The sequence below is a fragment of the Ruegeria sp. BB6 genome (assembly GCF_056539385.1).
The window spans coordinates 577840-590452 of the sequence record NZ_JBQFUW010000002.1 but is presented as its reverse complement, the minus strand read 5'-3'; the positions used below and the strand labels follow the sequence as shown (position 1 = coordinate 590452).

At 57.4% G+C, this 12613-nt stretch carries 8 protein-coding genes and 2 tRNA genes; 4 read left to right on the top strand and 6 right to left on the bottom strand.

Going from position 1 to position 12613, the window contains the following annotated elements; all coding sequences use genetic code 11:
* The first annotated feature begins 52 nt into the window (after positions 1 to 52).
* Complete coding sequence (locus tag ACR0B7_RS07285) at positions 53 to 292, top strand: Lrp/AsnC family transcriptional regulator (protein ID WP_170411035.1); 240 nt, start codon at positions 53 to 55, stop codon at positions 290 to 292.
* Here the strand turns inward: ACR0B7_RS07285 and ACR0B7_RS07280 are convergent.
* From ACR0B7_RS07280 to ACR0B7_RS07270, 3 genes are all read right to left on the bottom strand, one after another.
* Positions 289 to 1155, bottom strand: a complete 867-nt coding sequence (locus tag ACR0B7_RS07280; protein ID WP_170483924.1) for a GNAT family N-acetyltransferase — start codon at positions 1153 to 1155, stop codon at positions 289 to 291. The two genes, ACR0B7_RS07285 and ACR0B7_RS07280, sit on opposite strands and share 4 nt — an antisense overlap.
* An 84-nt stretch (positions 1156 to 1239) precedes the next feature.
* A tRNA-Gly gene (locus ACR0B7_RS07275) sits at positions 1240 to 1314 on the bottom strand.
* A 36-nt stretch (positions 1315 to 1350) separates the two neighbouring features.
* Positions 1351 to 1425 (bottom strand) — tRNA-Gly (locus ACR0B7_RS07270).
* Between the two features lie 214 nt (positions 1426 to 1639).
* Between ACR0B7_RS07270 and ACR0B7_RS07265 the strand changes: the two genes are divergently transcribed.
* Both ACR0B7_RS07265 and ACR0B7_RS07260 read left to right on the top strand, forming a co-directional pair.
* Positions 1640 to 2023: an MAPEG family protein gene (locus tag ACR0B7_RS07265; protein WP_170483922.1), complete on the top strand. Its 384-nt coding sequence runs from the start codon at positions 1640 to 1642 to the stop codon at positions 2021 to 2023.
* 131 nt (positions 2024 to 2154) lie between these two features.
* Positions 2155 to 3120 (top strand): hypothetical protein, encoded by a 966-nt coding sequence (locus tag ACR0B7_RS07260; protein WP_170483722.1) that lies wholly within the window; start codon positions 2155 to 2157, stop codon positions 3118 to 3120.
* A 52-nt stretch (positions 3121 to 3172) separates the two neighbouring features.
* Here ACR0B7_RS07260 and ACR0B7_RS07255 read toward each other — a convergent pair whose 3' ends face one another.
* The 3 genes from ACR0B7_RS07255 to ACR0B7_RS07245 form a co-directional block, all read right to left on the bottom strand.
* Entirely contained in the window at positions 3173 to 6610 is a 3438-nt protein-coding gene (locus ACR0B7_RS07255; RefSeq protein ID WP_170483920.1) for a pyruvate carboxylase, read from the bottom strand.
* A 146-nt stretch (positions 6611 to 6756) separates the two neighbouring features.
* Complete coding sequence (locus tag ACR0B7_RS07250) at positions 6757 to 7893, bottom strand: alpha-hydroxy acid oxidase (protein WP_170576562.1); 1137 nt, start codon at positions 7891 to 7893, stop codon at positions 6757 to 6759.
* Positions 7894 to 7951: 58 nt separating this feature from the next.
* Positions 7952 to 9724, bottom strand: coding sequence for a sensor domain-containing diguanylate cyclase (locus tag ACR0B7_RS07245; RefSeq protein ID WP_170483916.1), 1773 nt, complete (start codon positions 9722 to 9724; stop codon positions 7952 to 7954).
* Positions 9725 to 9905: 181 nt separating this feature from the next.
* On the opposite strand from ACR0B7_RS07245, the gene ACR0B7_RS07240 reads away from it, so the two are divergent.
* Complete coding sequence (locus ACR0B7_RS07240; RefSeq protein WP_170483914.1) at positions 9906 to 12299, top strand: UvrD-helicase domain-containing protein; 2394 nt, start codon at positions 9906 to 9908, stop codon at positions 12297 to 12299.
* Positions 12300 to 12613: the final 314 nt, after the last annotated feature.

Below are 12613 nucleotides of genomic sequence, written 5' to 3'. Positions count from 1 at the left end.
GGCGTCACGCCGTGCCAGCCTGCACGCAACTTGAACAACTAAGGCCCGGCCCATGTCCACCTGCGTCTTCATCCAGATCCGCTGCAAACCCGGCACAACATACAAGGTGGCCGAGGAAATCGCCCTGCGCGAAATTCACTCCGAACTGTACTCGACCAGTGGCGAATACGACCTGATGCTAAAGCTCTATATCCCCGAATCCGAAGATGTGGGTCATTTCATCAATGAGCATCTGCTGGTGATCCCGAATATCGAGCGTTCACTGACCACGATGACGTTCAAGGCATTTTAGCCCAGTTCAAACGTGGTAATGCCAAAGATTCGGTTCATGTCGATATCCGGTTCGTGATCGGAATACATTCGCGCCGTTTCAAATACTTTCTCAAGACCAAGCAGCGCAGCCGCCGAAAATGCGGCCTCATTGGGTTGAGGCATATCGATGAAAACCTCGTGCTGGCCCTTGTCCAGCGGCAGGGTTGTCAGCAGGCTGGCCAACAATGCAAGCGCGATTGCGCTGTCGTCGGCAAACAAAGGGCCGACCTTGAAACCGGACTGGCACGGCCGAAGTGTGGCGTAGCCCTTGATCTGCCCTGCTTCGGTGTAAACCCGCGAAACGTGGTTGGGCGCGCTCAGCCAGCTTTGCAAAAAGGCGTCACGTGGGGCAGGGAACAGTTTGCGATCATAAGCAATCAGGGCATCTGGCGCGTCGTTCACCGCTGTAATGCCCCGCCCCAAGACTTGACCGAGCTTGGGCAGAATGTCTGCAACCTTTGCGCAGAAACGAAAATTGTTGTGCGCGAATGTAAAGCCTGACTTGCGGTAGCTGTCTTGCAGCTCAGCAATTCCGTCCAATCCCATATTGCGCCGCCCGCAACGGGCCAATGCGTGCTGAGCGATTTCAAGCCCGTGGCCCGATCCGCGATATTCCGGGCGAACGAAATATAGCCCAAGAAAGGAAAACGTATCGTCATAGTTAACGGCTGAAACGGATGAAATCATATCGCCATTCAGAAATCCGCCCAGATAACCCTCGGGGTCGATTGACCGGAAACATTGAGCATCGTTATGGCCGGGGTTCCACCCCTCGTGCCCAGACCAATCCACAGCATTCTGTAATTCCGCAGCGCTCAGCGGGCGAACAATATAATTTGACATGGTTAAAATCCTGAAATCGGTAACGCCACTAGCATGGCGCAACATCATTCCGGAAACCAGAAAAGTTTAGGAAACAATCGTATCTGGAGCGGGCGAGGCGATTCGAACGCCCGACCCTAACCTTGGCAAGGTTATGCTCTACCCCTGAGCTACGCCCGCATCAGATACATATATGTTGGTCCTTAGACCTCTCAATGGAGCGGGCGAGGCGATTCGAACGCCCGACCCTAACCTTGGCAAGGTTATGCTCTACCCCTGAGCTACGCCCGCGCCGTTGAGTGAGGCGTGAAGTATAAATTCTGGCGGAAAGCTGCAAGAGGAAAAACGCGTCTTTCGCAAAAAATCTTTCCCGACGATGTGGTGATCATCTCTATTAACCAAACGTCAAGACAGACCGATCTGCACGAACAAGCCTGAAAAGCTGAGCAAAATCCGCTAGACAGCGTGTGCCCGTAAACGGGAAGCACTGGAAATCGGAGACAGCATGCTAACCATCACACCTATCTACGCCTCTCTCGCTGCCTTTTTGTATCTTGGATTGAGCTTCAGCGTGATTGGTCGTCGCAGAAGTAACAGAATCTCTTATGGAGATGGCGGCAAAGACCCAATGATCAAAGCCATCCGAACTCATGGAAACTTTGCTGAATACGCGCCTTTTACGTTGTTTTTGATGGCAATGGCCGAACTGCAGGGCGGCGGATGGCTGTTGATAAACTTTCTTGGGCTGTTGCTGTTGGTGGGGCGCGTATGTCACGCGTATGGCTTTGGACGCTCGCCTCAGGTTGTTATCTTGCGGCAGATCGGGATGGTTCTAACCTTTACGTCCCTTCTTGTTTCGGCGGTCGCAAACCTGATTCTAGCGCTTTGATTGCGCGGCACTCCATGACAAAGAAAAGACGCATTTCCGCCTGATTGTGTAGCTAACCTTTCCATAGTCGAGATTTTGCACGCGCAAATGACCGATTTTCGCTGCCACTCGAAGCTGGGACAGGTGAACAAATGAAACGGATTGTGTCTATCGGGCGCGTTTTGGCGACCTCTTTTCTTTTGATTGGGGCGGCCAGTTTTGTCGCGGTTATTGCTGTCCCCGAAGTGGCCATCGCAAAAAACGGCAATGGCGGTGGCAATGGCGGTGGAAATGGCGGCGGCAAGGGGGGTGGCAAAGGCAACGGAGGCGAAAACGCTGGTGGCAAGTCCAACGGCAAATCCGGCGAAAAAAGCGCGAAGGCCAAGGGAGGTTCCGAAGCCAAGTCCAAAGGCACCGGTAAGGGTTTGCTTGGCGCTATTGGCCTCAACAAGACGGACAAGCAGAAATCAGCAAAGGCGCAAGCCTCCGGTCAAAACAAGCCCGGCCTGCTTGGTACTCTTGAGAATCTGGTCAAGGGAAACAAAAAGACGACGAAGGTCGTCACGAAATCGGTCGTTGTGGAGGAAGAGTACATTCATCCAAATAAGCACGGAAAGATCGCCTCTGAACTAAAGGGGCTCAATGCCGCTCATGCCAGCCAGACCGCGCTTTTGAACGCATCTCCCAACAGTATGCCGGGCAAGTTGTATACCTATCAGCAGAGCATCCTTGGGTTCACGGACGCCTCAACGGATCTTTCGGACAAACAGATGGAGTTGGACACCCTGTTGGGCATGAAAGAAAATGACATTCTAACGAAATTCGCCCCGACCGAAGACGAGCTTTTGGACAACCCTGAACTCACCGCGCAGGACAAGTACGATGCGGCGGTCGAAGAAGCTCAACTGGCCTTGGACGAAGCGGAAAAAACGCTGGCCGAGACTGACCCGCAAGAGGCTTTGGACACACTGACAGGTGGGCGCGAGCTGAGCGATGATGCGCTGAACGAGCTGCACGACCTTCTGGACCTGCCTGCACCCGAGGAATACGAGGTGTCGATCGATGACGGTGTGCAAACGTTGCCAGAGAATACCGAAGAAGAAGTGATCGACGGCTAACACTGGCAATGAAACAAAATGAAAGGGCGCGCCGGTTGGCGCGCCTTTTTTGTTATTCCAGTTCGACCAGTAGGTCTTTGGCGTCGATCTGGCCGCCGGGCTGAACTTGGACCGACTTAACCACCGCGTCGCGTTCCGCATGGATGCCGGTTTCCATTTTCATGGCCTCGATGGTCAGCAACAGATCGCCTTCTTTGACTTCCTGCCCGGCAGAGACGGCCACGGTCGCAACAACCCCTGGCATCGGTGCGCCGATATGGTTGGGGTTGCCTGCCTCGGCCTTTGGTCGGGCCTGTGTGGACGACGTCACCAGACGGTTCGGCACTCGGATCACGCGGGGTTGGCCGTTGAGTTCAAAGAAGACTTTGACCTCGCCTTTCTCGTCGGTCTCACCGATGGCCTGACAACGGATTTCCAGCGTCTTGCCGGGGTCGATTTCGGCCGTGATCTCTTCGCCCGGGTCCATGCCATAGAAGAAGGTGCGCGTGGGCAGGGTACGCACCGGGCCATAGGTGCGGTGACGGCCCATATAGTCGAGGAAGACTTTGGGATACATCAGGTATCCGTTCAGATCCTCGTCATCAACCTCTTTGCCTTCCAGCAGCTTTGACAGCTCGGCGCGGGTGGCTTCCAGATCGACGGCAGGCACGTCCTTGCCGGGGCGGTCGGTGTTGGGGGTTTCGTCCTTCAGCACCTTCTTGATGATCGTATCGGGGAACCCGCCCGGAGGCTGGCCCAGATTGCCGCGCATCATATCGACGACCGAGTCGGGGAAGGCCACATCCGTATCCGCGCTTTCCACGTCATCGCGGGTCAGACCCTGGCTGACCATCATCAACGCCATATCGCCGACAACCTTGGACGACGGCGTCACCTTGACGATGTCGCCAAACATCTGGTTCACGTCAGCATACATCTGCGCAACCTCGTGCCAGCGTTCTTCCAGCCCCAAGCTGCGCGCTTGCGCCTTGAGGTTGGTGAATTGACCGCCCGGCATCTCATGCAAATAAACCTCGGAGGCCGGAGCCTGAAGGCTGGATTCAAACGCCGCGTATTGGCCTCGCACGGCCTCAAAGTAGTCGCTGATCTCGCGGATGGCCTTTATGTCCAGCCCGGTGTCCCGCTCGGTATGGCGCAGGGCTTCGACCACGGTGCCCAGCGTCGCCTGCGAGGTGTTGCCAGAGAAGCTGTCCATCGCACAATCTACCGCGTCCACGCCCGCCTCGGACGCCGCCAGAATGGTGGCGCTGGCGATGCCGGCGGTGTCATGGGTGTGGAAATGGATCGGCAGGCCAACCTCTTCTTTCAGCGCGCGGATCAGAATGCGGGCCGAGGCCGGCTTCAGAAGACCTGCCATATCCTTGAGGCCAAGCACATGCGCACCAGCGTCGCGCAGCTCTTTCGCCATGCCGACATAGTATTTCAGGTCGTACTTGGCGCGATCGGGGTCCAGAATATCGCCCGTATAACAAACGGTGCCCTCACAAATCTTGCCGTTCTCGATGACCGCATCCATGGCAACGCGCATATTCTCGACCCAGTTGAGCGAGTCGAACACGCGGAACACGTCGATATTCTGTGACGCCTGACGGACAAACTCCTGCACCACGTTGTCGGGGTAGTTGGTGTACCCAACCCCATTCGCCCCGCGCAGCAGCATCTGAGTCATAAGGTTCGGCATCGCCTCGCGCAGGTCGCGCAGACGTTGCCACGGGCATTCTTGCAGGAACCGATAGGCCACATCAAACGTCGCGCCGCCCCAGCATTCGACCGAGAACAGTTGCGGCAGGTTGGCCGCATAGGTGGGGGCCACCTTGATCATGTCGATCGAGCGCATCCGGGTGGCCAGCAGCGACTGATGCCCGTCGCGCATGGTGGTGTCGGTGATCAGCAATTGCCGCTGCGCCTTCATCCAGTCGGCCACGGCCTGGGGGCCTTTCTGTTCCAGCAGGTTGCGGGTGCCCATCTTGGGTTCACCCTTCAACGCGGGGGGCTTGGCCTCTTTCAGGTCGGCGCGAGGCTCGGGGCGGTCCTTGGTTTCGGGATGCCCGTTCACGGTGATATCCGCGATATAGGTCAGAACCTTGGTGCCCCGGTCGCGGCGGCGTTTAAAGGTGAACAGGTCCGGCGTCGTGTCGATGAACTTGGTGGTGTATTCATTCGACAGGAATGTCGGGTGTTTCAGCAGGTTGATGACAAAGTCGATATTGGTGCTGACACCGCGAATACGAAACTCGCGCAGGGCGCGGTCCATCCGGGCAATCGCGGCTTGCGGCGTCGGTGCCCATGCCGTGACCTTGGTCAGCAGAGAGTCGTAATACCGCGTGATCACCCCGCCTGCATAGGCCGTACCGCCATCCAGACGGATACCCATCCCGGTGGCCGAGCGATAGGCGGTGATGCGGCCATAATCGGGGATGAAGTTGTTCTGCGGGTCTTCGGTGGTGATCCGGGTTTGCAGCGCGTGGCCGTTCAGATGCACATCCGACTGGCTGGCGGCTCCGGTGGCCTCGGCCAAAGTCTTCCCCTCGGCGATCAGGATCTGAGCCTGCACGATGTCGATGCCCGTGACCTCTTCGGTGACGGTGTGTTCGACCTGCACGCGAGGGTTCACCTCGATGAAGTAGAACTTGCCGGTCTCCATATCCATCAGGAATTCGACCGTGCCCGCGCACTCGTAATTCACATGGGCGCAGATTTTGCGGCCCAACTCGCAGATTTCCGCGCGCTGTTCGTCGGACAGGTACGGGGCGGGCGCGCGCTCCACGACCTTCTGGTTCCGGCGCTGGACCGAGCAGTCGCGTTCATAGAGGTGATAAATCTCACCATGCTTATCGCCCAGAATCTGAACCTCGACATGGCGGGCGCGGGTGATCATCTTTTCCAGATAGCCCTCACCGTTGCCGAATGCGGCCTCAGCCTCGCGGCGGCCTTCCAGAACTTTTTCTTCCAGCTCTGCCTCGGATTCGATGGGGCGCATCCCGCGTCCACCGCCACCCCAAGACGCTTTCAGCATCAGCGGATAGCCGATCTCGGCGGCTTCGGCCCGGATTGCGTCCATGTCATCGCCCAAAACCTCGGTCGCGGGGATAACCGGCACGCCCGCCTCAATCGCGACGCGACGGGCGCTGGCCTTGTCACCAAGGGCGCGCATGGTCTCGGCCTTGGGGCCGATGAAGGTGATGCCGTTCTGAACGCAGGCATCCACGAATTCGGGGTTTTCCGACAGAAGGCCATAGCCCGGATGGATCGCGTCCGCGCCACATTCCTTGGCGACGCGGATGATCTCATCAATGCTGAGATATGCCGCAACCGGGCCCATCCCTTCGCCAATGCGATATGCCTCATCCGCCTTGAAACGGTGCAAGCCCAGCTTGTCCTCTTCGGCGAAGACAGCAACGGTGCGTTTGCCCATCTCGTTGGCTGCGCGCATCACGCGAATGGCAATCTCGCCGCGATTGGCGATCAGGATCTTGGTAAAGTCGGTCATGTCAGGTCCCGGTCCTACTTGTTTGGCCGTGTTGATAGGCAGACAATACGCGCACGTATATCAGTCGTTCTGGGTAGAACCGGCATGTTAACGCTCGCAAACGCCCTTTGTTAGCGCTATCTTACTACACGCGCTGCGCTGCGGCATCAATCCAGAGTCAAGATCTGCGGGATTTGTTCCAGTGTTGCGGCCCCCAACTGCCCCATATTCGCCTGCAGGTCCTGCCGCAAAATGTCGATCACATGCGCTGGACCGTTTTGGCCCAATGCGGCCAAACCGTACATAAAACCACGGCCCAGCATGACAAAATCAGCCCCAAGAGCCAGCGCTCGCAATATGTCCAGCCCACTTTCGACGCCGCTGTCGAAGATCAGCGGCAGGTCGGTTGCTGCCCGGATCGCTGGCAGGACCTCAATACCGGCAGGTGCTCCGTCAAACTGCCGCCCTCCGTGATTCGATATCCAAATCGCGTCTACGCCAGCCTTCTTGAGGGGCTCTGCGTCCTCGGCCCTCATGACGCCTTTGACGATCAGGTCGCCATCCCACGCATCGCGCAACCAATGCACATATTCCATATCCGGCGATGTTCGGAGCAGATACCCGACATGCGCTGTCGGGGGCAGGTTGCTGGAGTTGTCAGTATACTTGTCCAACGTGCGCATTCTCGGAGGTCCATTGCGCGCCATGGCCATCGCCCACGCGGGCCGCTGCGCAATCTGCATCAGCAGGCGCGGGGTCAGTTTTGGTGGGTTGGTCAGGCCGGATCGCGTTTGGCGTTCGCGGCGTGATGCAACCGGTACATCGGCGGTCATCACAAGGGTGGAAAACCCTGCCGCCTTTACACGATCCAACAAGTCGCGGCGAATGTCGGGGTCTTTGGGCGGGTAAAGCTGGAACCACGCATTCTGCCCTAGATGAGGGGACACGTCCTCGGGGCTTTGGGTGGCGACGTTTGAAAGGGTAAAGGGCAGGCCAGCCTTTGCGCTCGCTCGCGCCAACAACCCCTCGGCGTCGGGCCAGATCAAGCCAGCCATTCCGATTGGCGCGACCCCAAATGGCAGAGGGTAGGTCTGGCCCAAAAACTGACATTGCGTGTCGCAGTTTATGGAACCATGCAGGATCGACGGTAGAAATCCGACACGATCCAATGAGACCCTATTGCGCTGTAGTGTTGCTTCGGCCCCGGTTCCGCTGTCCAGATATTCCCACACGAAATGCGGTATCCTGCGTTTGGCGCGGCGTTTCAGGTCGGCAATTCCGGGGTAGCTGGTGTGTAGGTCCATAAGGATTGATCAGACCTGACGTGCGATTCGGCAAGAAAATTAAGCTTTTGGCACGGTTTCAGCCACCCCCCATCTGTTTCTTCACGGAACGCAGCGGAGTTTCATTCGATGCAGTGTGGCCGCGCGCGACCTGAACCTGATTACGCCCATTGTCCTTGGCGGAGTACAATGCGTCATCTGCTGCGCGCATCAGGTCCTGCGTCATTGTTCCGTGCGCAGGATAGTGGGACACGCCCACAGAGATTGTGATGCGCGGCAGCGATTTCTCACCATACCGGACCGAGACAGCTTCGACAGCCTGACGAATTTGTTCAGCACGGGTCATTGCGTCTTCGGGGGTGTTGTCAGGCAATATCAGCATGAATTCCTCGCCGCCGATACGACAAGCAATCTCGTCCCGGTCGCAACCTTGTTCCAGCGCGGAACCGACTGCACGAAGAACCATGTCCCCGGCGTCGTGCCCGTGGGTGTCATTGAACTTTTTGAAGTGATCCACGTCGACGGCGATCAGGCTGAGTGGCGCACCCGTTTGTTGGCTGCGATTGATGGATTTGCGGAGGGTTTCCGTCATGTGCCGGCGGTTGAACAGCCCCGTCAGAGGATCGCGAACCGACTGGTCGTGCAACTGATCGCGCATGCGAACGTTGGCGATTGCCATGCTGATTTGCTCGGCGCAAAGCTGGGCGAGCTTCTTGCTGGCGTGAAAGCTCTCATGTTTCCCTTCGAGCGCACGTAAGTGCAGTAGGCCGACCGTTTCCCCATGCGCCAGGATTGGAAAACAAAAATAGGGTCTGCCGTCATGGGGTTCGGCATGCTCACACACAAAATCGATCTCCGACGCCCCAAATTCATAGGTCCGACCCCGGCGCAGACCCCAACACCCCTCGGGGTGGATGTGCGCTTTGTGGCAGCCGCCGTTCCAACTGGCGCAGCCGTCTAGTACGTCGCGAGAATTCGAGTAGACATAGACGCTGCCTTCCGCTTCCGGGAGGATATGGGTCATAAAGCGCGATACCATGTCAAAAAGCTCGTCCAGCGACCGGCTTGATTGCAGCCATTCGTTCAATTCGCCGAGCAAGCGAACCTCACGCGCAAGGCGGAGTTGTTCGTCCATTAACTGCCGTTCTTTCACAGCCCGTCCGCGCAGGCTGCTCACCTGGCGGCGGTTCGCGCGGAAGACCACCAGCGTTACGATGGTCAGAGCCAGCAGCGCCACGGCGCTTAGAATGAACAGCAACAGTCGGACGCGCTGAGTGAACAGGTTTCGCACATCCGTGATGTCCGAATAGAACTCCATCGCCCCAAGAAAACGCCCGTCGCGAATAACTGGTGTGTAGATTTCGGCCACGTGACGCGTTTCGGGTCCGGATGTCTGAATCGCCGCGCCGTCAAAATCCTCGACTTCGGTCAGGGGTTTTTCTTCATGTTTATAGTACATGTTTCCCTGACGGATGACGCTTTGAAAAAAGGGTTTTGTGTTCGTCGCGCCCAGATCCGAGTGGCGCGAAGACCAGAAAACACGTCCGTCGGCATTAAACAGCTTGAACCTGTATATGTCGGACGTTGCCGGAAGAAGTTCCAGAAATTCCTGATCCTGGCCATTGACGAAACCTGTCTGAAACGTGGCTTCTACATCCCGAAGATGCGAAGTGACCTGCTTGCCCAGCCGGGTGGCGTCTTTCCGTAGATCGGATTCCAGCATCCTGTCGACGACAGGTGCCGGGACGGCATATATGCCCCAGCCCGATAAGACCGTCAGAACCCCCAATGTCAGGATGATGGCAGCAAATTTAAGGCGGGACGACCAGCCCGTTTCGCTTTTGTGTTTCATGTTCGCGCTCCCACAGCAGTGTCGCAGAGCATCTGGCGCAAGTTTTGATAGAAGGTTAATTTCTCTCTGATCGAAACGGACGAGTTGAGTTGAATTGTCGAAAACCAAACAGTAGAATTCTTTGCGAACAAGGCGTGAACAAACCCTTTCCCTCAGTGCTCATCCAGCGTAGTTTGGGTTCATGAGCAGTTTCGACGAAATGGACGCCTTTGAAGGCGCATCGCTGTCGGCGCGGGCAATGGCTACGCGCCCCACACCTTATCTTGACGAGTTGAATCCAGCCCAGCGTGAAGCGGTTGAACGTCTGGATGGGCCGGTTCTGATGCTGGCTGGTGCGGGAACTGGAAAAACCAAGGCGCTCACTGCGCGGATTGCGCATCTGCTGAGTACCGGGCGTGCCCGACCGAATGAGATCCTGTCTGTCACATTCACCAACAAAGCAGCGCGCGAGATGAAAGAAAGGGTCGGGCGGCTATTGGGTCAGCCTGCCGAGGGCATGCCTTGGTTGGGGACCTTCCACTCGATCTGCGTTAAACTTCTCCGCCGCCACGCGGAACTGGTCGACCTGAAATCGAATTTCACCATTCTGGACACGGATGATCAGTTGCGGTTGCTCAAGCAGTTGATCCAAGCCTCTAATATCGACGACAAGCGCTGGCCTGCACGGATGCTGGCCGGGATCATCGACGACTGGAAGAACCGCGCGTTGACGCCTGGCAAGGTGCCCGCTGCGGACGCTGGGGCGTATAACAACAAGGGCATAGAGCTTTACGCGCAATACCAAACCCGCCTACGCGAACTGAATGCGGTCGATTTTGGTGATCTGCTGCTGCACGTGGTTACGATTTTCCAAACCCATCAGGATGTTCTAGAGCAGTATCAGCGCTGGTTCCGCTATATTCTGGTGGACGAATATCAGGACACAAACGTCGCTCAGTACCTATGGCTGCGCCTTCTGGCGGGGGCGCATAAGAACATCTGTTGCGTGGGCGATGATGACCAGTCGATCTATGGCTGGCGCGGGGCCGAGGTGGGCAACATCCTTCGGTTCGAGAAAGACTTTCCCGGTGCCTATGTCGTTCGGCTTGAGCAGAATTACCGCTCGACCCCGCATATTCTGGCCGCTGCGTCCAACGTCATTCGCGGCAATGAAAGTCGGCTGGGCAAAGAGCTTTGGACCGACGCGGAGGACGGCGAAAAGGTTCGTCTGATAGGTCACTGGGATGGCGAAGAAGAGGCGCGCTGGATCGGTGAGGAAATCGACGCGATGCAGGGCGGAACGCGCGGCGTTCGACCGATGGGATTGGACGAGATCGCGATTCTGGTTCGCGCTTCACACCAGATGCGCGCGTTTGAGGATCGGTTTCTGACCATCGGTCTGCCTTACAAGGTGATCGGCGGCCCTCGGTTCTATGAGCGGATGGAGATCCGCGATGCCATGGCCTATTTCCGGTTGGTGGTCAGCCCCGGCGATGATCTGGCGTTCGAGCGGATCGTGAACACGCCCAAACGGGGTTTGGGCGACAAGGCGCAGCAAAAGATCCAGATGACCGCGCGCGAAAATGGTGTGTCTCTGGTCGACGGGGCGCGGATTGCGGTTGATAGCGGGCTGATCAAAGGCAAGGGCGGAAAGGCGCTGCGCGAGTTGATCGACGGGCTGGCGCGGTGGAATGCGATGACGCGCGGGCCGCGGATCGAGGTCGAGGACGATTCGGTTATCGACGACGGTGCGCCGCTGCGGTTTGGAGAGCCCGAAGTCTCTCATATCGAGCTGGCGCAGATCATTTTGGACGAATCCGGCTACACGGCCCACTGGCAGAACGAAAAGACGCCCGAGGCTCCGGGTCGGTTGGAGAACTTGAAGGAGCTGGTCAATCAACTGGACAATTTCGAGAATCTGCAAGGGTTCTTGGAGCATGTCAGTTTGGTCATGGACAACGAACAGGATGGCGACGGGGCCAAGGTCTCGATCATGACGCTGCACGCGGCCAAAGGCTTGGAGTTTCCCGCCGTGTTCCTGCCGGGGTGGGAGGATGGCTTATTCCCCTCACAGCGGTCAATGGATGAATCGGGGATCAAGGGGCTGGAGGAAGAGCGGCGCCTGGCCTATGTGGGGATTACCCGCGCCGAAGAAGTTTGCACGATTTCATTTGCCGCCAACCGGCGGGTGTTTGGGCAATGGCAGAACTCTATGCCCTCGCGTTTCATTGACGAATTGCCCGAGGATCACGTGGAGGTTCTGACGCCTCCGGGTCTTTATGGCGGGGGGCAGGCGACGGCCAGCATCGAAAACCGCGCGGCCGAAGCGAATGTCTATAACTCTCCGGGTTGGAAGCGGATGCAGGCGCGGCAGGGGCAATATGGGACGTCTCAGCCCCGCGAAAGCCGGAACACTGTGATTGATGCGACCGCAGTGGCCAGTTTCACAATGGGAGAGCGTGTGTTTCACCAGAAGTTTGGCTATGGCGCAGTGATTGGAATCGAAGGCGACAAGGTCGAAGTCGATTTTGACAAGGCGGGGGTGAAGAAAGTCGTCTCGCGTTTCCTGTCGGCCAAGGATGACGTGCCGTTCTGAGTTTTTTGCGAGGCTCTGCCTCGCGCTCCGAAGTATTTTGAACAGAAGAAGCAGGGGGCGTTCGCGCCCTCTTTTTTGTTTCGAGCAAAGAAAAACGGCGGTTTCCAGGGAGGAGGAGAGGAAACCGCCGTTCATTGCAACATCAGGACAGGGAGGAGGAGAGTCCCGATGTATCCGAACCCGGGTTTAATCCCGGTATGTGTAAGTCGCGACGACACCAGGGAGGAGGAGAGGTGTCGTCGCGCTCTTTCAACATCAGGGCAGGGAGGAGGAGAGCCCTGATGTATTCTATCCGGGTTTGATCCCGGTATCTG